Origin of the sequence: Achromobacter sp. ES-001 (genome assembly GCF_019448355.1) — a bacterium.
GTDB classification, from domain to species: Bacteria; Pseudomonadota; Gammaproteobacteria; order Burkholderiales; family Burkholderiaceae_B; genus Achromobacter; species Achromobacter spanius_B.
Genome location: NZ_CP079940.1, coordinates 1,908,822 through 1,929,410 on the forward strand (window position 1 = coordinate 1,908,822; position 20,589 = coordinate 1,929,410).

Here is a 20,589-nt window from a genome sequence, read left to right on the forward strand (position 1 = left end):
CATCGCTAAAAAGCTTTATCATTTCGCCTTTTGGTAGTCCTGACATACACGGCATACGGCAAGGGGCATGTAATGGAACTAAGGGCGGGAATGCGCTGGGCGCTTGGGGCGGTGTTGGTCGCGGCATCGGCATCGTCGGCGGTCGCGCAGAACAAGGTCGTCAACGTCTACAACTGGGCCGAGTACACGGCGCCGGACACGATTCCGGGTTTCGAAAAAGAAACCGGCATCAAGGTCCGCTATGACGTCTACGACAGCAACGACACGCTGCAAGCCAAGCTGCTTGCCGGCAAGTCCGGTTACGACGTCGTTGTACCGTCCACCCATTACGCCTCGCGCCAGATCGAGGCCGGGCTGTTCCAGAAGCTGGACAAGTCCAAGATCCCCAACTGGAAATACCTGGACCCCGAAGTGATGGCGCTGGTCGCCTCCGTCGATCCCGGCAACCAGTACGCCATTCCGTGGGGCTACGGCACCAATGGCCTGGGCTACAACGTCACCAAGGTCAAGCAGATCATGGGCGACAACGTCGACCTGGCCAACTGGGACATGATCTTCAAGCCCGAGAACGCCGCCAAGCTGAAAGAGTGCGGCATCTCGATGCTGGACGAAGCAGCGCAGGTGTTCCCCGCCGTGCTCAAGTACCTGGGCAAAGACCCCAACAGCACCAACGCGGACGACTACAAGGCCGCGCTGGACGTGCTCAAGCAGATCCGCCCGTACATCCGCCAGTTCAGTTCGTCGGGCTATATCGACGAACTTGCCGTGGGCGACCTGTGCATGGTCTACGGGTTTTCGGGCGACGTGATGATTTCCCGCAAGCGCGCGCAAGAAGCCAAGAAGTCGTATGAAGTGAACTACTTCATCCCCAAGGGCGGCGCGCCCGCGTGGTTCGACCTGATGGTCATCCCCAAGGATGCGCCGCATCCCGAAGAAGCCCTGGCGTTCATCAACTACATCGAAACGCCGAAGGTGCACGCCGCCATCACCAACACCATGTTCTACCCCAACGCCAATAAAGAGGCGCGGCAGTACGTGGTGAAAGACGTGGCCGACAACCCCATGATCTATCCGCCGGCCGAGGTCTCCAAGACCTTGTATGTGATCAAGGCGCTGCCCTTGAACATTCAACGCCTGCAAAACCGGATGTGGTCCGAGCTGAAGTCTGGAAGATAAGTCATGAGCGATAGCCGTTACTCGGCGCCGCATACGGTGGACCCGGACGAATTCGTCCGGGTGTCCGATGTGGTCAAGATTTTTGGCGATGTGGTCGCCGTGCGTTCCGTCAACCTGTCCGTCAAGCGCAACGAGATCTTCGCGCTGCTGGGAAGCTCCGGCAGCGGCAAGTCGACCTTGCTGCGCATGCTGGCCGGTTTCGAGGACGCCACCTCGGGTCAGATCCTGCTGGACGGCGAGGACATCACCAGCGTGCCGCCTTACCGCCGGCCCGTGAACATGATGTTCCAGTCGTACGCGTTGTTCCCGCACATGACGGTCGAGGCCAACGTGGCGTTCGGACTGAAGCAGGAAGGCGTGGACCGCGCCGAAATCCACGACCGCGTCTTCGAAGCGCTGGACCTGGTCCAGATGGCCGGCTATTCGCGCCGCAAGCCGCACCAGCTGTCCGGCGGCCAGCAGCAGCGCGTGGCGCTGGCGCGCAGTCTGGTCAAGCGCCCTAAGCTGTTGTTGCTGGACGAACCGATGTCCGCGCTGGACAAGCAGATTCGTCAGAAGACGCAGATTGAACTGGTAAAGATCCTTGAGCAGGTGGGCGTGACCTGCATCATGGTCACGCACGACCAGGAAGAAGCCATGACCATGGCGCACCGCCTGGCCGTCATGACCGAAGGCCAGATCGTCCAGTGCGGCACGCCGCAGGATGTCTACGCCTTTCCGAATTCGCGTTTCGTGGCCAGCTTCATCGGGTCGACCAATATGTTCACCGGCACCATCGTGGTGGACGAACCGGACCACGTCGCCATCGAATGCGCCGAGCTGACGCGGCCACTCTTCGTGAACCACGGCGTCAGCGAACCGCTGGGCATGGATGTGCACGTGTCCATCCGGCCCGAGCGCCTGCTGGTCTCGCGCGACCAACCCGACGGCGAATACAACTGGGCCCACGGCATGGTCAGCCACATGGCCTGGATGGGCAGCTACGCGCTGTATCAGATCCGGCTGGATTCCGGCAAGACGGTTGAGGCCAGCGTGCCCAGCCTGCTGCTGGCACAGATGGACGCCCCGGGCATCGACGAAGAAATCTTCGTCAGCTGGGGCGCCGACAGCGCGACGGTGCTGGCGTCATGATTCGTTTTTCGCCCCGCGACTGGTTGCCGTCGGGCCGGGCGCTGGCGGTGGTGCCGCCGTTTGCCTGGCTGGTGCTGTTCCTGCTGCTGCCCTTCCTGCTGGTATTGAAGATCAGCTTTGCCGAAGTCAAATTCGGTATTCCGCCGTATACGTCGCTGGCTGAATTCCAGGATGAAGCCGTGCAGTTCAGCCTGCACCTGCGCGGCTACATCCTGTTGTTCACCGACAGCCTGTATTTCAAGACCTACCTCAGCTCGGTGAAGATCGCCGGCATCACCACGCTGATCTGCGTGCTGATCGGCTACCCCATCGCCTATTACATCGCGCGCTCTTCGCCGCGCGTGCGCAACCTGCTGCTGCTGGGCGTGATCCTGCCGTTCTGGACGTCGCTGCTGCTGCGCGTTTACGCCTGGGTCGGCATCCTGCGCAACGACGGGCTGTTGAACAACCTGCTGCAAAGCCTGGGCATCATTTCCAGCCCGCTGGAAATCTATCGAACCGATGTGGCGGTGTATATCGGCATGGTCTATGCGTATCTGCCGTTCTTCATCCTGCCGCTGTACGCCACGCTGGTGAAGATGGACCTGCGCCTGCTCGAAGCCGCTTACGACCTGGGCGCCAAGCCGTGGCAGGCGTTCTGGCAAATCACCGTGCCGCTGTCGCGCCAGGGTGTGATCGCCGGGGCCATGCTGGTGTTCATTCCGGCGGTGGGCGAATACGTCATTCCTGAAATGCTGGGTGGCGCCAATACGCTGATGATGGGCCGCGTCATGTGGAACGAATTCTTCAACAACGCCGATTGGCCGATGGCGTCCGCGGTGACCTGCGTGATGGTGTTGCTCTTGCTCGTGCCGCTGGTCGTCTTCCAGTACAACCAGGTCAAGCAGCAGGAACTGGCCAACGGAGGCCGCAAATGAAGGGGCCCAACAAAACGTTGCGCGCCGTGGTGCTGGGGCTGGGATATTTCTTCCTGTACGTGCCCATCATCAGCCTGATGGTGTTCTCGTTCAACGAGTCGCCCACCGTCACGTCGTGGGCGGGCTTTTCTTTCCGCTGGTATCACGCGCTGGCCAATGACGATGCGCTGCTGCGCGCGGCGTGGCTGTCGTTTCGCATCGCCGCGATGACGGCCACCGCCGCCGTCATCATCGGCACGTGGGCCGGCTACGTGCTGGGCCGCATGGGGCGGTTTCGCGGCTTTGCGCTGTACGTGGGCATGTTGAGCGCGCCGCTTGTCATACCCGAAGTCGTGCTGGGCATTTCGCTGCTGCTGATGTTCGTGGAGCTGCGCGGCAGCCTGGGATGGCCGTCGGAAAACGGCGTGTTCACCATCTGGGTCGGACATGTGACGCTGTGCATGGCGTTCGTGGCCGTGGTTATCCAGACCCGTATTCGTGACCTGGACCGTTCGTTGGAAGAGGCCGCGCTGGATCTTGGCGCCACCCCCATCACCGTGTTTTTCAAGATCACGCTGCCCCTGATTGCACCGGCGTTGGCGTCGGCCTGGCTGCTGTCTTTCACGCTGTCGCTGGACGACGTGGTGCTGGCCTCGTTCCTGTCCGGCCCCAGCTCCAGCACGCTGCCGATGGAAGTATTTTCGCGGGTGCGGCTGGGGCTCAAGCCCGAGATCAACGCGCTGGCCACCTTGTTCATCCTGGCCGTGGGCACGTGCGTGATCCTGGCCAACCGCCTGCAATGGCGCAAGGAGTCTGAATCCAAATGAAGCAAACCACCCTGTATGGCCTGACCAAGTGCAGCACCTGCGTCAAGGCGCGCGACTGGCTGTCCGAACATGGCGTTGACCATGCCTTTGTGGACTACCGGGACAACCCCGTGGATGCGGCCACGCTGAAATCGTGGTCCGACCAGGTCGGCGGCTGGGAAAAGCTGGTCAACCGTTCGTCGATGACGTGGCGCAACTTGCCGGAAGACCGCAAGTCGGCCCATACCGACAAGCAGTGGAGCGACCTGATCGCCGAATACCCGGCGCTGGTGCGCCGCCCCGTCACCGTGACACCCGACGGCGAAGTCACCGTGGGCTTCAGCGAAAAGCGTTACGGCGAGCGCTTCGCCTGACGCCAGGCGGGTTGCGATGACGGCTGCAAAGTCGGCTTCCCCCAGCTCGGTATCGCGCGGCGCCGGCCAGGCGCTGCCCGATGCGTTTTTTGACCGCGATGCCTGCACGCTGGCGCGCGAGCTGTTGGGCAAGGTCATCCGCCATCGGGTTGACGGGCTGTGGCTGTCGGTGCGCATCATTGAAACCGAGGCTTATTACCTTGAAGAAAAGGGCAGCCACGCGTCCCTGGGCTACACCCACAAACGCCGCGCGCTCTTCATGGACGGCGGCGTCATCTATATGTATTACGCGCGGGGGGGCGATTCGCTCAATTTCAGCGCCGGGGGGCCGGGCAACGCCGTGTTGATCAAGTCCGGGTATCCCTGGACGGACGCCCTATCCGGCCCGGACGCGCTGGCCCGGATGCAGGCGTTGAACCCCGATGCGCAAGGCCAGCCTCGCCCGCCATCGCGGCTGTGCGCCGGGCAGACGCTGTTGTGCCGGTCGTTGGGGCTGAAGGTGCCGCAATGGGATGCGCGCCGATTTGATCCCGATGCGTTGTATGTGCAAGACGTGGGCGATTCGCCCGACGCGCTGATCTGCACCACGCGCCTGGGCATTCCGCCGGGGCGCGACGAACATCTGCATTACCGTTTTGTGGACCCGGCGTACGCCGCGTTCTGCACGCGCAACCCCTTGCGGCGGGGCCAGCGCGCCGGCCATGACTATGTGTGGGTGGATCGCCAGGGCGTCGTGCTGCCCGAAGCGCCCGGAATGCCCGGAATGCCCGAAGTGCGCTAGGCGCTCGGGGTGCCGGAGGCGGCCCGGGCTTTGTTTGCCGCCTCGATGCGCGCCTGCAACGACTTGCGCATTCTTCCGTACTTGCGGGCGATGCGCTTGCGGTTAAGGCTTTTGCTCCACGCGTAGACCGGCACCAGCGGCAACACGCCGAAGCCGTCCACCAGATACATGCCCGGTTTGCCATCGGCGTTCAGGCCACAGGCGATATTGCTGGCCGATATGTCGTGCAGCACGACGTGCGCGTCGGCCAGGTCGTCGAAGAATTCGTCCAGCTGTTCGAAGAACTTGGCGTCCACGCGGCCTTGCCTGGCCAGGTCCGCCACGGTGGGGGCCATGTTGCCGTCGGCGTCCGTGATTTTCTCGACGACCAGCCCCAGGCCCAGCGAGGTCTGCGCCACGCCCAGAATGCGCGCCATCGGCACCTGCCAGACGCCCGATGGGCGCGTCGTGGTGGTGACGTATTCGGCAATCTCGTTCAGGTAGACGCGGTAGGCGCTTTCCCGCTGGTACTGCTTGTACCAACGCTTGAACGGCCGCGTTTCCAGGTAGACCGCTCGGGCCTGCATGTCCATGACCTTGACCAGCAAGGCGGGAAAGTTCGGGTGCTGGAAAATGTGGCGATCACCGCCGGTGACCAGCGGCTTTTGCGTATCCAGGTCCAGGGGGCCGAATACGGATTGGAAGCTTGAACCGGACTGAGCGGAGAAGGGGTTGGCGGAATTCAAATTGGGTCGAACGTTGTGTTCAGGGTTCGGGAAGTTTAATCCCGTTGGGACGGCGGCGTTGGGCGGCATGCGACACCGCTTGTCGTTTGGTTACAACGCGACGATGATGCGGCCTACAATTTGCGCCTTTGGAGATGCCTGTTTTGAATGACATTCTGCTTTGGGTCGCCGCGGGTGGCGCGGTGCTGGCTTGTGTGGCGGCCTTGTTGGCGTGGCTGCGGCCGTCGGCCGATCATGCGCGGCTGGATGCGCTGCTGGAAGGCCTGGAAAGAACCGAACGCGCGCTGCGCGCGGATATCGCGGAAGGCCAGCGTGGCCTGCGCAGCGAATTTTCGGAGTCGACCCGCGCGTTGCGAGTGGAGCTGGGGCAGTCGCAGGGCGAACTGCGCGCCGGCCTGGCGCGCGACGCGCAGGCCGCGCGCGCCGAATCGGCCGAGTCGCTGGCCCGTTTCGCGGCCGGCTTTGGCGAGCAGTTGCAAGGGCTGATCCAGATCAACGAACGCCGCCTGATGGAGGTGCGCGCCACCGTCGACCAGCGCCTGCAATCCCTGCAAACCGACAACAGCGCCAAGCTGGACGAGATGCGTCGCACCGTGGACGAAAAACTGCACGCCACGCTGGAGCAGCGCTTGGGCGAATCCTTCAAGCTGGTGTCCGACCGCCTGGAAGCCGTGCATAAGGGGCTGGGCGAAATGCAGGCCCTGGCCGCCGGCGTGGGCGATCTGAAACGCGTGCTGACCAACGTGAAGTCGCGCGGCACCTGGGGTGAAGTGCAGTTGGCCCGGCTGATCGAAGACAACATGACGCCCGACCAATACGCCAGCAACATCAAGCCGGTGCCGGGCAGCGACGCGGTGGTCGAATTCGCCATCCGATTGCCGGGTCGTGGCGATGGCGGCGAGCCCGTCTGGTTGCCGATCGACGCCAAATTTCCCAAGGAAGAATACGAACGCCTGATGGATGCGCAGGACGCGGCCGACGCGGAAGGCGTGAAGGCCGCGGGCGCCGCGTTGGGCCGCGCCGTGGAACTGCAAGGGCGGCTGATTGCCGGTAAATACGTGTCGCCGCCGCATACGACGGACTTCGCCATCATGTTCCTGCCCACGGAAAGCCTGTACGCCGAGGTGCTGCGCCGCCCCGGCTTGCTGGACAAGCTGCACGACCTGCGCATCAACGTCGCCGGTCCCAGCAACCTGGCGGCGCTGCTGAACAGCTTGCAGATGGGCTTTCGCACGTTGGCGATCGAGCAGCGCTCGTCCGAGGTGTGGCAGGTGCTGCGCGCCGTCAAAACCGAATTCGGCAAGTTCGGCGACGCGCTGGCCAGCGTGAAGAAGACGCTGGACACGGCCAGCAACAAGATCGGCCAGACGGAAGTGCGTACCCGCGCCATGCTGAAAAACCTGCGGAACGTTGAAGCGCTGCCTGAAGCGGATGCGTTGCGCTTGTTGGCGGATGGCGCGGATGGGGCAGACAACGGGGACGGCGGCGACGACGCTGACTTCGACGGCACCGACGATGCCGCCCAACGGCCGTCTTCCAACGCCAGCCAGCCGTAGTCGGCCGACATGGCGCCGGCCCCGCTTGCGGCGCCGGCTTGTTGCTGAGCCGGACTGTCGATATCCTGGCGTGTGCGGCATGTCGCCGTCGAACCCCTGGAGCATCGCAAGCATGAGCACCGCTGACCGCCATGATTCCTCATCCCTCGACGCGACGGCGCTGGGCGCCGATATCGCCCAGGGGGTCACTACCGCGCTTGCTGCAATGCGGCAGGCCGTGGAGCGGGTGGCGGCGCGCAATCCCTCCATCAACGCCGCCTGCGGCGTCCAGGCCGAGACCGGCTTGCGGCTGGCCCAGGCGCTGGACGAAGAGCTTGCCGCCTTGTCCCCGGAACAACGGCGGGCGCAGTTGGACACCCGGCCCTTCCTGGGCGTGCCGACTTTGCTCAAGGATCTGGGCACGGCGGCGCTGGGCTTGCCCAGCGCCATGGGGTCGGTGCTGTACGGGCACGTGCAATGGGACGTGGATGCCGAAATCGTCAAGCGTTACCGCCGCGCCGGGCTGATTCCGTTCGGCCGCACGACCAGCGCCGAATTGGGCCTGAGCCCCACCACCGAATCTCCCGTCTACGGGCCGGCCACCCAAAACCCCTGGAAGGCCGGCCATAGCGCGGGCGGTTCCAGCGGCGGCGCGGGCGCGGCGCTGGCCAGCGGCATGGTGCGAATCGCGCACGGCAGCGACGGCGGTGGCTCCATCCGCATCCCCGCTTCTTGCTGCGGCGTGCTGGGCTTGAAGCCGTCGCGCGGGCTGATGCCCTTGGGGCCGTTGAAGGGCGAAGGGTGGGGCGGCCTGGCCACCGAACACATGATGACGATTTCGGTGCGTGATTGCGCCGCGTCGCTGGACATCAGCGCAGGAGCCGACGTGGGCGCGCCCTACGCCGCGCCCGCGCTGGCCACCCCGTCGTACCGGGCGGTCGTTGCCCGCGTTGCCGCCGACCCGCACAACGCGCCGCGCCGCCGCATCGCCTTCATCAACACCACCTATGAAGGCGGGGCCATCCACCCCGAGGTTGCCGCCACCGTGGATGAAGCCGCGCGCTTTTTTGCGTCGCTGGGGCACGAGCTGGTGCCGGCGTTGCCGCCCGTGGGCTCGGAAGAGGTGCTTTCACCCATGCTTCCGCTTATTGCCAGCGCCGCCGCCAACGCCATCGACGGCTTTGTGGCCGCGCGCGGGCGCCGGCTGGCCGCCGACGAACTGCAACCCACCACCTTGGGCGCGCGGGAATACGCCCGGGCCATTTCGGGCGCGCAGTACGTGGCGTGCGTGGACACCTGCCACGAAATCACTCGCCGCATCGGCCGCTTCCTGCATCGCGATGGCGCCCAGGGGCATGATCTTTTCCTCAGCCCGGTGTTGGCACAGCCGCCGGCGCCACTGGGCCGTTACGCCATGGACAACGCCGACTACCTGGCCTACCGTCTGGGCAAGAAGGGCGTGATCGGCTATTCGCCGTTCGCGCCCTTGGCCAACCTGACCGGCATGCCCGCCATCTCGATTCCGTTCGGCATGTCGTCCGACGGCCTGCCCATCGGCATCCAGGTAATGGGCCCCTTGGGCAGCGAAGCGTTGCTGCTGGAATTGGCGGCGCAGGTTGAAGCCTTGCGGCCATGGGCACAGGTGGCGCCCATGGCCAGATAGCCTTTTATTCAGGAGCCGCCATGTCTTCCTTTGCCACGCGGGTTACGTCGGCCGCGTCTGCCTCGTCCGCCACGTTTTCCACGCACACCGTGCAGAACCAGGTTCCCGTGCTGGAAGACTATTCGCTGTACGACACCGACCCCGCCTTGCAGGAAGCGGTGCGGCGCGAAGGCGCGCAGGCCTGGCACGGTGACCTGGCCGCGCACGGTGCGTGGCTGGGGCGCGCGCAAACCCTGGAGGCCGGGCACGAAGCCAACCGCTGCCCGCCCCGGCTGATTGCCTATGACCGTGGCGGGCACCGCATCGATCACGTGGAATTTCACCCGGCCTGGAACCTGCTCATGAGCGGCATCCTGGCGCGCGGCTTGCACAGCCGCGCCTGGGCGCAACCGACGCCCGGCGCACAGGTGGCGCGCGCCGCCGCCTATCTGATGCAAGGGCAGGTTGAAGCCGGCACGCTATGCCCCACCACGATGACGTTCGCCGCCGTGCCGCTGCTGCAACGTGAGCCCGCCGGCGCGGTGGAATTCGCCGGGCAATGGTTGCCCGCGCTGTATTCGCGCGACTTCGATCCGGCGGACGCGCCCTTGGCCGCCAAGCGCAGCGCGTTGATCGGCATGGGCCTGACCGAAAAGCAGGGCGGCTCCGACCTGCGCGCCGCAACCACCCGCGCGGCGCCCCTGGGCACGCCGGGCCGGGGCAATGCGTATCAGCTCGTGGGCCATAAGTGGTTCTTTTCGGTGCCGCAAGCGGACGCCCATCTGGTGTTGGCGCAGACGGACGAAGGGCTCAGCTGCTTTTTCGTACCCCGCTGGATACCGGACGGGCCGCGCAACGCCATTCGGGTACGCCGCTTGAAAGACAAGCTGGGTAATCGCAGCAACGCCAGCGCCGAAGTCGAATTTGAAAATGCCTGGGGCGTGATGGTGGGCGAGCCGGGGCGCGGCCTGGCGGTGCTGCTGGAAATGGCGGCCACCACGCGGCTGGACTGCGTGCTGGGCAGCGCGGCGTTGCTGCGTCAGGCGGTAGTGCAGTCGCTGCATCATGCGCAGTATCGGCATGCCTTCGGCAAATCGCTGATTGCGCAGCCGCTGATGCGCAATGTGCTGGCCGACCTGGCGCTGGAAAGCGAGGCGGCGATGGTGCTGGCGCTGCGGCTGGCCCGCGCGGTGGACGAACGCGCTGACGCGCAGGCCCGCGCGTTGGTGCGGGTGGGCACGCCCGCCGCCAAGCTGTGGGTGTGCAAGCGCGCCATCAACGCCATCGCGGAATGCATGGAAGTGTGGGGCGGCAACGGCTATGTGGAAGAAGGGCCGATGCCGCGCCTGTACCGCGAGGCGCCCGTCAATTCCATCTGGGAAGGCTCGGGCAATGTCATGGCGCTGGATGTGCTGCGCGCCTTGCAACGCGAGCCCGACGCGATGCCCGCGTTGGATCGCGAATTCGCGCCGGCCGCCGGCCATGCGGCCTTTGCGCGCGCTCTGTCGGCGTGGCGCGCGCTGCTGGCCGACCCCGCACAGGCCGAATTCCAGGCACGCCGTATCGCCTGCGGCCTGGCGCGGTTGTGGCAGGCCGCATTGCTGATCCAGCATGCGCCCGCGGCCGTTGCAGAGGCCTTTGTGGCCAGCCGGCTGCAAGCGGGCGGCGGGGTGTTCGGCGAACTGGGGCCGGACACCGATACAGCCGCGATCCTGGCGCGTGCCTGGCCACCCGCCGCCGCATGCTAAATTTCCTGGCTTGAACAACCTTCCCGCATTCTTCCCGCCATGCTCTCCCAGCAAGAACTCAAGCAACAAGCCGCCGACGCCGCCCTGCAATTCGTAGAACAGGTCGCTGGCCCGGACGTCATCATCGGCGTGGGCACGGGCTCTACGGCCGATCTGTTCATCGACGGCCTGGCGCGTTTCAAGGGCCGCATCGGCGGCACCGTCGCCAGCTCGGAGCGCAGCGCGGCCCGCCTCGCGGGTCACGGCCTGAAGGTGCTGGACCTGAACGATGTGTCGACCATGCCCATCTACGTGGACGGCGCCGACGAAATCGACGCGGACCTGTCCATGATCAAGGGCGGCGGCGGCGCGCTGACGCGCGAGAAAATCGTGGCCTCGGTGGCTGAACGTTTCATCTGCATCGCCGACGAATCCAAGCTGGTCCAGACGCTGGGCAAGTTTCCGCTGCCGCTGGAAGTGATTCCGATGGCGCGCGAATCCGTTGCCCGCGCCCTGACGGTCCTGGGCGGGCAGCCGCGCCTGCGCGAGGGATTCGTCACCGACAACGGCAACATCATCCTGGATGTGTCGGGCCTGGCTATCTCGGATGCGCGCGCGTTCGAGGCGCGGGTCAACAACCTGCCCGGCGTGGTCACCTGCGGTTTATTCGCCCTGGCCGGCGCCGACGTGGCGCTGCTGGCCACGCAATCGGGCATCCGCCGCCTGGACCGCGCGGCGTAACGTTGGCGGGCTGCCCGGCCTTGATTCATAATCCTGTCACACTTGGGTCATAACCTTGCCGGTTGTGCAGGCCCATCTCGTAACTCTCTTATTTCGGGGCAATGCAATGAGATCAACCACGCAGGGAGCCCGGATGACGGAGCATACAAACAAGCAGTTCGACGCCGATCTGGAAAGCGTCCGTTCGCAGTTCTTGCAAATGGGCGGCTTGGTGGAAGCCATGATCCAGGAAGCGATCGACGCGCTGGCCACCGGCGACCTGTCGCTGGTGGAAAAAGTCCGCGAGCGGGAAAAAGAAGTCAACCGCCACGAAGTCGAGATCGACGAGAGCATCAGCCGCATCCTTGCTCGCCACCAGCCCACCGCGATCGACCTGCGCATGCTGATGGCCGTGTCCAAGATGCTGACCGACATGGAACGCTCGGGCGACGAGGCCGAGAAAGTTGCCACCGTGGCGCGTCGCATCCACGAAGCCGAACTGCGCCACATCCCGGTGATTGAGCTGCGCCACATGGCCGCCGCGGTGCGCACCATGCTGCATCAGGCGCTGGACGCGTTTGCGCGCCTTGACCCGATCCAGGCCGCCGCCGTCGTGCGCAGCGACAAGGAAGTGGACAAGGAATGGAAGGGCGCGCTGCGCCACCTCATCACCTACATGATCGAAGACCCGCGCACCATTTCGCGCGCCATCGACATGATCTTCATTGCGCGTGCGCTGGAACGCATTGGCGACCATGCCAAGAACATGTCCGAACGCGTGATCTACATGGTCAAGGGCGCGGACGTGCGTCACACGGGCGTCAAGAACACCGAGCGCCTGGCGCGCGGTGAAGAAGAGTCGGAAGAGGACGCGTAAACCAACGGCTTGCGGCCACGCAGGCGAATAGACAAAACCCGGCACATCGCGCCGGGTTTTTTTATGGCCCGCATCGCACTGCGGCGCACCGCGCTACAGCGGCAGCACGGCGCCCTGGCATAGCCGGGGGTCGGGCACGCCGGGCTTGCCGGCGTCGATACGCCCCGCAAGCCTGCGCCCGAAAGCCGGCAGGGCAGGCGCACTGACCTGCACGTCGTACCAGCCTTCGCAGCCCACATACTTCAGCTCCAATGCGCCGCCCGCCTGCACGTGCGCCATCGTGCGCCAACCGTCGCCCATGTTCGATTCCAGCTTGACCGGCTGCGGCGTATCGCTGTGGTTGACCAGCCGGATGCGCAGGCCGGAAGTTACCGGCACCAGCTGCGCTTCCAGCATGCCGGCATCTTGCGCATCGCCCTTGAATTGGCGATGGAAGCCGTCCGGACCCAGCAGCCATAGATCGTAGGCGCCGCCCGTGCCCAGACGCCAACCATCGTCCAGCCGGGCGCCGGGGCCGATGGTGTAGCGGCGGGGCGCGCGCGCCAGGTCGTGGCGATCGTAGACGTGCAGCACAGCCGCCGCGCTGCCGGGGTTGCGCAGGGTCAGCCGATAGTGCTCGGCATCGGCGGTCATGCGGCCCACGGCTTCCAGCGCGTACGGCAGGGCGCAGGCGTGGCGGTTGCTGTCGGGATGATGCGGGCCCCGGTCGCCGCTGAAGTCGAAAGCGGATGTCAGGTCGCCCGCCACGGCCCGCCGCCATGCGCTGATGTTGGGTTCGGCCACGCCAAAGCGCGCTTCCAGAAAGCGGATCACCGAGGTGTGATCGAACACCTGCGAATTGACCCAGCCGCCTCGGCTCCAGGGCGAAACCACCAGCATCGGCACGCGCGGCCCCAGCCCGAAAGCGCGGCCGTGCAGGGCGGCAGGATCTTCCGGCGCGGCGCTGGGTCCGCATCGGGCATCGTGGTATTCGCCGTCCAGTTCCACCGTGGACAGGCCGCCCGAATAGCCATCGTCGTGGCGCGCGGGGGGCGCCGGCGGCGGTGCGTGGTCGAAGAAGCAATCGTTTTCGTCATAGGTAACGAGGAAAACGCAGCGGCTCCAGGTGTCGGGGTTGCCGGTCAGGATGTCCAGCACGCGCTCGGTGTAGGCGCCGCCCTGCCTGGGCGACGACACTTCGGGATGTTCCGAATCGGCCGTGGGCGCGATGATCCACGACACGGCCGGCAACTGGCCGGTGGCCACGTCGCGCGCCAGGTCATCCAGCGTGTGGGTGGACAAGGCGCGGTCGCGCAGCGGCGCCGATTCGGCGCTGTTGGCGTAGGCTTGGCGATACTGCCGGAAGCCTGCCAGCGGATTGTCGTGAAAATTGTCGGCCATGTCCTGGTAGATGCGCCAGTCCACGCCGGCGTCTTGCAGGCGTTCGGGGTAGGTGGTCCAGCCATAGCCTTCTGTGGCTGGCCCCAGCCGGTCGTAGGTGTTCACCAGCGCCGGGCCGCCGGCGGTGCCGGTGGGGTCATTCGTGCCCGTCCACAGGAACAGGCGGTTGGGATTGGTGCCCGCGTGCAATGAACAGTGGTAGGCGTCGCACACCGTGAATGCGTTGGCCAGGGCGGTCTGGAACGGCACGTCCTGGCTGGTGTAGGCGCCCAGCCCCAGGCGGCCCTTGGCCGGCAGCCAGTGGTCCATGCGGCCGTCGTTCCAGGCGTCTTGCGCATCCATCCAGGTGTGCGGCGTGATATAGCCGACGGGCGTGTCGCTGGCATGTTCGGCGCGCAGCGAATAAGGCCGGCAGGTGGCCGCGCCGTCAGTCTGCGTCAGCACGTTGCCGGCGATGGTGGGCACGGGATGCGGATCGGCAAAGCCTCGCACGCCAGGCAGTGTGCCGAAATAATGATCGAACGACCGGTTTTCCTGCATCAGGATGACAACGTGCCGGACATCGCGCAGCGTACCCGTCTGGCGATCGGGTTCGATCTGCATGGCGCGCTGGATGGACGACGGCGGATCGGCGGGGAGAGGCAAGCGCGATTCTTCTTTCATGACAGCATTAATACGGCCGGCAAACTTCGATCTTAAGGGCAGCTTCAGCTTGCGTGTCCGTGATCACGCGGCAGCGAGCCAAAATGCAAAGCCCCTCGCGAACGAGGGGCTTCGTGATGGGCCGCGGAGTGCCGGATCAGGCCGACGGCGGAACGTAGCCGTGGGCTTCGACGGTGCCGTCTTCGAACAGGAAGCGCTCCATCTGTTCTTTCAGGTACTTGCGGGCGCGGGCGTCAGCCAGGTTCAGGCGGTTTTCATTGACCAGGCGCGTCTGGATGGCTTTCCATTCTTCCCAGGCTTCCTTGGAAATGCTCTGCCAGATCTTCGTGCCGAGTTCACCGGGGTAGGGGGGGAAATCCAGCCCTTCGGCTTCACGCTTCAATTTCACACAGTTGACGATACGGGACATGGTTCGCTGCCGAATAAGGAATAACGCCGTATTTTAGCGGGCTTGGCGCGGCTAGGGCGCCAAGCCCCTTCGAACGCTGGGGACGGTACGGCGGGAACGGTCCGCCGGCAGCGTCACAGCTTCTTGATGAAGACGAGGCTGTTGCGCGACCGGTTGTAGTTGTTCTGCTTTTCACGGGGCAGGTCGGCAATGCCGCCCTGCACGAAGCCGCGCTTCATGAACCAGTGCGACGTACGCGTGGTCAGCACGAACAAGCGCTTGGCGCCGGAAGCGCGTGCGCGGGACTCCATATGGCGCAGCAGGATTTCGCCTTCGCCCGAGCCTTGCCATTCCGGGTGCACGATCAGGCAGGCCATCTCGGCCATCTGCTCGTCGGCAAAGGTGTGCAGCGCCGCGCAGCCGTAGATGACGCCGTCGTGCTCCAGCACGGTGAAGTTTTCTACGTCGCGCTCGATCACGCTGCGCGGGCGCGGCACCAGCGTGCCGTCCGCTTCCAGCGGTTCGATCAGGCTGAGGATGGCGCCCACGTCGTCGATCGTGGCGGCGCGCAAATCGTCCAGCGTGTCTTCGACCACCATGGTGCCCACGCCGTCGTGGGTGAAGATTTCAAGCAGCACGCTGCCGTCCAGCGCAAAGGGCAGCAAGTGGGCGCGCGCCACGCCGCGCTTGACCGCCAGCGACGCGTATTGCAGGAAAGCGTGCGTTTCCTCGTCAAGTTCGCCGCCGGCCAGCAACGCGTCGGCATCCACGCGCGCCAGTTCGGTGTCCAGCGTGCCGTCATCGTTCAGCACGCCTTGCGAGGTCGACAGGAAGATCAGCTTTTCAGCGCGCAGGGCCACGGCGACGCTGGTGGCCAGGTCTTCCATGGCCAGGTTGAACGCGTCGCCCGTCGGCGAGAAGCCCAGGGGCGACAGCAGCACCACGGACGAGCCTTTTTCGATGGCGAACTTCAATGCCTCGACGTCGATCTTGCGGACCTGGCCGGTGTGCTTGTAGTCCACCCCTTCGAGCACGCCGGTGGGGCGGGCGGTGACGAAGTTGCCGGAAATGACGCGGATGTGCGCATGCGACATCGGCGTGTTGGGCAGGCCCTGGCTGAACGCGGCTTCGATGTCCAGGCGGATTTCGCCCGCGGCTTCCTTGGCGCATTCCAGCGCGGCCGCGTCGGTGGGGGCCAGGCCACGGTCGAACTGCTGGGTGTAGCCCTTCAGGCGCAGCTGTTCATTGACCTGGGGCCGGGACCCGTGCACTAGCACCAGCCGGATGCCCAGGGACGACAGCAGCGACAAGTCCTGCACCAGCGCATTGAGCGCGCCGGCCTGAACCAGTTCGCCGCCAAACGCCACCACGAACGTCTTGCCTCGGAAAGCATGCACATAGGGCGCCACGTCTCGAAACCATCGGACGAATTGGGCGGGTGCGAATTCCGGGGCTTCAAGGGCGGAGACGGTGTCTGGTTCCAGGTCGGGCATGATGGGCGGAGGGATTCCTGAGAGTCGGTAAAAACGCGGCGCCTTGCCGCGTCATAGCGCCGTCGCATGACGGCGTGGCGAAATTATATGGCCCACGGGATGGGGCGCAGGCGGAAAATCAAGGCTAATTTAGTGCCGGATTTCGATGCGTTCCCAAGGGGTCGCCGGCAGGGGCGCCAGAGAAATTTATAATGCCGGGCTAACCGGACTATCGTACATGCCTGATTCATCTCGCCCGCGGGCGCCCAAAGCGGCTTCCCCGGGGGCCCCCGACGCGCCTGCCGCCCCGGCCGAGGCCGCCCGCGCGCCCCGCCGGCCCGCAAGGCCAGCGTCCGCCGAACGTCCTGAACGCCCGGCGCGCGTAGAGCGTCCCGAACGTCCCGAACGTCCCGAGCGTCCCGAGCGGCCTGCACGCGCGGATCGCCCCGAGCGGCCGATTCCTGCCGTGACCTACCCCGAAGACCTGCCCGTCAGTGCGCGGCGGCAGGAGATCGCGCGCGCGATCGCGGGCCATCAGGTGGTGATCGTCAGCGGGGAAACCGGCTCGGGCAAGACCACGCAGTTGCCCAAGATCTGCCTGGAACTGGGCCGGGGCCGTCAGAAGATGATCGGCCATACCCAGCCCCGACGCCTGGCCGCCACCTCGGTCGCCAAGCGCATTGCCGAAGAGCTGAACACGCCCCTGGGCGAAGTGGTGGGCTACCAGGTGCGCTTTAACGACCGCACCGGCCCCAACGCGTCCATCAAGCTGATGACCGACGGCATCTTGCTGGCCGAGTCGCAGCGCGATCCGCTTTTGCGCCGCTACGACACCATCATCATCGACGAGGCGCACGAACGTAGCCTGAACATCGATTTCCTGCTGGGCTATCTGAAGCAGCTGCTGCCGCGCCGCCCGGACCTGAAACTGATCATCACGTCGGCCACCATCGATGCCGACCGCTTCGCCAAGCACTTTGCCGCCTCGGAAGACAAGCCCGCCCCGGTCATCGAGGTGTCGGGCCGGCTGTACCCGGTGAAAGTGCGCTATCGCCCCGTGCGGGAAGAACCGGCCGAAGACGCCGCCGCGCCGGCCGCCAAGCCGGGCCGCGACCGCGAACGCATGTCGGGCGACGAAGAACGCGACCTGATCGACGCCATAGTCGACGCCGTGGACGAGTGCGCACGGCACGGCCCGGGCGACGTGCTGGTGTTCTTGCCCGGCGAGCGCGAGATCCGCGAATCGGCCGAAGCGCTGCGCAAGCGCCATCCGGCCGGCACCGAAGTGCTGCCGCTGTACGCGCGGCTATCGCAGGCCGAGCAGGAACAGATCTTCCACCCGCGCACGAATGCGCGGCGCATCGTGCTGGCCACCAACGTGGCCGAGACCTCGCTGACGGTGCCCGGCATCCGCTTCGTGGTCGATAGCGGGCTGGCGCGCATCAAGCGCTATTCGTGGCGCAACAAGGTTGAACAGCTGCGCATCGAGCCCATCAGCCGCGCGTCGGCCAACCAGCGCGCCGGCCGCTGCGGCCGCGTGGGGCCGGGCCTGTGCATCCGACTCTACGACGAGCTGGACTTCAATAACCGGGCGCCGTTCACCGACCCGGAAGTGCTGCGCTCGTCGCTGGCGTCCGTCATCCTGCGGATGAAGTCGCTGAAGCTGGACGATATCGAGCAGTTTCCGTTCGTCGAGGCGCCGCCAGGCCGCGCGGTGGCCGACGGCTACCATCTGCTGCAAGAGCTGGGCGCCATCGAACTGGCCTCCGCATCCGACGACGAAGGCGAAGGCGAGGCGACCCGCACCGGCGCGTCGTTCGTGCTGACTGAAACCGGCCATGAACTGGCCAAGCTGCCGGTCGACCCGCGCATCGGCCGCATGATCCTGGCCGCGCGCGAACACCAATGTCTGGCCGAAATGCTTATCATCGCGTCGGCCCTGTCGGTGCAGGACGCGCGCGACCGCCCCATGCAAGAGCGCGAAGCCGCCGAGGCCGCGCACGCCAAGTTCGCCGATGACAAATCGGAGTTCATTTCTTTCCTGAAGTTGTGGCGCTGGTATGGCGAACAGGTGCAGCACAAGGCGTCCCAGCGCAAGCTGGTGGGCTTGTTGCGGCAGAACTTCCTGTCGCCGATCCGGCTGCGCGAATGGCACGACGTGCACACGCAGCTGGCCGCGCTGGTGGGCGAGCAGGGCTGGCGCGTGAACCAGACGGAAGCCACCTACGAACAGCTGCATCTGGCGCTGCTGTCCGGCCTGTTGGGCAATATCGGCTTCAAAAGCGATGAAGGCGGCCACTATCAGGGCGCGCGCGAAATCCGCTTCCACATCCATCCGGGCTCGCGCCTGGTCAAGAAGGCCGGCCGCTGGATCATGGCGGCTGAATTGGTCGAGACCACGCGCCTGTATGCGCGCTGCGTGGCGCGGATCGACCCCGTGTGGCTGGAAAAGGTGGGTGCCCACCTGATCCGCAGGAATTGGTCGGACCCGCGCTGGGAAAAGAAGGCCGGGCAGGTGGTGGCCAACGAGCGCGCCACGCTGTACGGCCTGACGATCTACACGGGCCGACGCATTCAATACGGGCGCGTCAACCCGACGCAGGCGCGCGAGCTCTTTATCCGCCAGGCGCTGGTGCCCGGCGAGATCGACACGCGCCTGCCGTTCGTGGCGCACAACCGCAAGCTGATCGCCGGCATCGAAAAGCTGGAACATCAGACGCGTCGCCCCGACATTCTGGTGGACGACGAACTGATCTTCGCCTTCTACGACCGCCAACTGCCGGCGGATATCTCGCAGACGGCCACGCTGGAAAAGTGGGTGTCCAGCCTGGACAAGGCCGCCGCCGCCAAGCTGATGCTGACGCGCGACGAGCTCATGCGCCACGAAGCCGCGGGCGTCACCACCGATGTCTTCCCCAAAAAGGTGGAATGGCAGGGCGTGACGATGGCGCTGGACTATCACTTCGAGCCCGGTTCCCCGCGCGACGGCGTGACCCTGTCGGTGCCCTTGTTTGCGTTGAACCAGATCGACCCGGCGCGCTGCGAATGGCTCGTGCCCGGCATGCTTAAGGAAAAGGTCCACTTGCTGTTGAAGTCGTTGCCGCAAAAGCTGCGTCGCCATTGCGTGCCGTTGCCTGACTACGCGGCCGGCTTTTACGACCGCTGGTTTGAACGCCAGGCCGATCCGCAGCAAGGCTTGGTCGAGGCCATCATTGCCGACATGTGGGACCAGGTGCAGGTGCGTCCGGCCGTGGGCGACTTCAAGCTGGAAACCTTGCCCGCGCACTTGTTCATGAACTTTCGCGTGGTGGACGAACACGGTCGCATGCTGGCGGCCGGGCGCAACCTGGCGCAGTTGCGGGCTGAATTCGGCAAGCAGGCGCAGGCCACGTTCCAGCAACTGGCCGCCAGCGATACGCAGGTGGCCCAGGCGCTGGCGCACGAAAACCTGACGACGTGGTCGTTCGGCCCCTTGCCGGAAATCATGGAGATCAAGCGGCGTGGCCAGTCGGTGATCGGCTATCCCGCGCTGGTGGATCGCGGCACGCATTGCGACCTGGACGTTTTCGACGACCCTGACGAGGCGCGCAAGCATCACCGCGCCGGCCTGCTGCGGCTGTTCCGTCTGGGCCTGCGCGAGCAGGTCAAGTTCCTGGAAAAGAACCTGGCTGACCTGACCAAGATCAGCATGCTGTACATGACGCTGGGCACGCAGGAAGAATTGCGCGACCAGATCATCGACTGCGCACTGGGCCAGGCCTGCCTGGCCGAACCGTGGCCGGTGAACGAGCAGCAGTTCGATGCACGCCGCGCGGAAGGCAAGGGCAGGCTGGGGCTGTTGGCCCAGGAGGTTGCGCGGCTGGCCGGCGCGGTGCTGACCGAGTACGCCGCCGTGCAGCGCAAGCTGCCGCAAGCCAAGCCGCACGCGTCCGCCTACGCCGACCTGCAACAGCAATTAAGCGCGCTGATGCCCAAGTGGTTCATCCGCGACACGCCTTATGCCCAGTTGTCGCACTACCCGCGTTACCTGAAGGCCGCCGTGGCGCGTATCGACAAGCTGCGTGCCGACCCGGCGCGCGACGCCAAGCTGGTGGCCGAAATGGCGCCGCTGCTGACGCAATATCAGCGGGCACGGTCGGCGCTGAAGGGGGCGCCGGACCCGCGCCTGGACGAGTTCCGGTGGTTGCTTGAGGAATTGCGGGTGGCGTTGTTTGCCCAAGAGCTGCGCACGCCGATGCCGGTTTCGGTAAAGCGGCTGATGAAAAGCTGGGAATCGCTCAAGCGCTGAGGCTGGCT

Annotated in this window: 16 protein-coding genes; 12 read left to right on the forward strand and 4 right to left on the reverse strand. The window is 65.5% G+C overall.

Translation table 11 applies throughout. The features are described from left to right. Positions 1–72: 72 nt before the first annotated feature. The 6 genes from KYT87_RS08565 to KYT87_RS08590 are packed head-to-tail and all read left to right on the forward strand — an operon-like array spanning position 73 to position 5,164. Positions 73–1,176 carry a polyamine ABC transporter substrate-binding protein gene (locus tag KYT87_RS08565; protein WP_104143288.1) on the forward strand — a complete coding sequence of 368 codons (1,104 nt, stop codon included), beginning with the start codon at positions 73–75 and terminating at the stop codon, positions 1,174–1,176. Positions 1,177–1,179: 3 nt separating this feature from the next. Beyond that, positions 1,180–2,307 carry an ABC transporter ATP-binding protein gene (locus tag KYT87_RS08570; RefSeq protein ID WP_219992004.1) on the forward strand — a complete coding sequence of 376 codons (1,128 nt, stop codon included), beginning with the start codon at positions 1,180–1,182 and terminating at the stop codon, positions 2,305–2,307. After that, a complete protein-coding gene (locus KYT87_RS08575) occupies positions 2,304–3,224 on the forward strand; it encodes an ABC transporter permease subunit (protein WP_054428121.1) in 921 nt (306 codons plus the stop codon). The genes KYT87_RS08570 and KYT87_RS08575 overlap by 4 nt, the downstream gene beginning before the upstream one ends. Beyond that, positions 3,221–4,030, forward strand: a complete 810-nt coding sequence (locus KYT87_RS08580) for an ABC transporter permease subunit (protein ID WP_046805472.1) — start codon at positions 3,221–3,223, stop codon at positions 4,028–4,030. Before KYT87_RS08575 ends, KYT87_RS08580 begins: the two co-directional genes overlap by 4 nt. After that, positions 4,027–4,383, forward strand: coding sequence for a Spx/MgsR family RNA polymerase-binding regulatory protein (locus KYT87_RS08585; protein ID WP_046805471.1), 357 nt, complete (start codon positions 4,027–4,029; stop codon positions 4,381–4,383). Before KYT87_RS08580 ends, KYT87_RS08585 begins: the two co-directional genes overlap by 4 nt. Before the next feature lie 16 nt (positions 4,384–4,399). Further along, positions 4,400–5,164: a DNA-3-methyladenine glycosylase gene (locus tag KYT87_RS08590; protein ID WP_219992005.1), complete on the forward strand. Its 765-nt coding sequence runs from the start codon at positions 4,400–4,402 to the stop codon at positions 5,162–5,164. On the opposite strand, the gene KYT87_RS08595 is transcribed toward KYT87_RS08590, so the two are convergent. Then, on the reverse strand, positions 5,161–5,889 hold the full coding sequence (locus KYT87_RS08595; protein WP_223264789.1) for a PhoP regulatory network YrbL family protein: 729 nt from the start codon (positions 5,887–5,889) through the stop codon (positions 5,161–5,163). The two genes, KYT87_RS08590 and KYT87_RS08595, sit on opposite strands and share 4 nt — an antisense overlap. 134 nt (positions 5,890–6,023) lie before the next feature. Between KYT87_RS08595 and rmuC the strand changes: the two genes are divergently transcribed. The 5 genes from rmuC to phoU all read left to right on the forward strand — a co-directional run bounded on the left by rmuC (position 6,024) and on the right by phoU (position 12,390). Continuing rightward, entirely contained in the window at positions 6,024–7,445 is a 1,422-nt protein-coding gene (rmuC, locus tag KYT87_RS08600; protein WP_219992006.1) for a DNA recombination protein RmuC, read from the forward strand. 112 nt (positions 7,446–7,557) lie between these two features. Then, a complete protein-coding gene (locus KYT87_RS08605; protein ID WP_219992007.1) occupies positions 7,558–9,087 on the forward strand; it encodes an amidase in 1,530 nt (509 codons plus the stop codon). A gap of 20 nt (positions 9,088–9,107) precedes the next feature. Further along, complete coding sequence (locus tag KYT87_RS08610) at positions 9,108–10,814, forward strand: isovaleryl-CoA dehydrogenase (protein ID WP_219992008.1); 1,707 nt, start codon at positions 9,108–9,110, stop codon at positions 10,812–10,814. A 39-nt stretch (positions 10,815–10,853) separates the two neighbouring features. After that, positions 10,854–11,534: a ribose-5-phosphate isomerase RpiA gene (rpiA, locus tag KYT87_RS08615; RefSeq protein ID WP_219992009.1), complete on the forward strand. Its 681-nt coding sequence runs from the start codon at positions 10,854–10,856 to the stop codon at positions 11,532–11,534. Between the two features lie 133 nt (positions 11,535–11,667). After that, on the forward strand, positions 11,668–12,390 hold the full coding sequence (gene phoU / locus KYT87_RS08620) for a phosphate signaling complex protein PhoU (RefSeq protein WP_046805464.1): 723 nt from the start codon (positions 11,668–11,670) through the stop codon (positions 12,388–12,390). 93 nt (positions 12,391–12,483) lie between these two features. Here phoU and KYT87_RS08625 read toward each other — a convergent pair whose 3' ends face one another. From KYT87_RS08625 to argA, 3 genes are all read right to left on the reverse strand, one after another. Then, positions 12,484–14,433 carry a phosphocholine-specific phospholipase C gene (locus KYT87_RS08625; protein ID WP_219992010.1) on the reverse strand — a complete coding sequence of 650 codons (1,950 nt, stop codon included), beginning with the start codon at positions 14,431–14,433 and terminating at the stop codon, positions 12,484–12,486. 136 nt (positions 14,434–14,569) lie between these two features. Then, entirely contained in the window at positions 14,570–14,842 is a 273-nt protein-coding gene (locus KYT87_RS08630; RefSeq protein WP_006218476.1) for an oxidative damage protection protein, read from the reverse strand. Between the two features lie 113 nt (positions 14,843–14,955). Beyond that, positions 14,956–16,314, reverse strand: a complete 1,359-nt coding sequence (gene argA / locus KYT87_RS08635; protein WP_046805463.1) for an amino-acid N-acetyltransferase — start codon at positions 16,312–16,314, stop codon at positions 14,956–14,958. A 217-nt stretch (positions 16,315–16,531) separates the two neighbouring features. Between argA and hrpA the strand changes: the two genes are divergently transcribed. After that, positions 16,532–20,581 (forward strand): ATP-dependent RNA helicase HrpA, encoded by a 4,050-nt coding sequence (gene hrpA / locus KYT87_RS08640; protein WP_219992011.1) that lies wholly within the window; start codon positions 16,532–16,534, stop codon positions 20,579–20,581. Positions 20,582–20,589 lie beyond the last annotated feature (8 nt).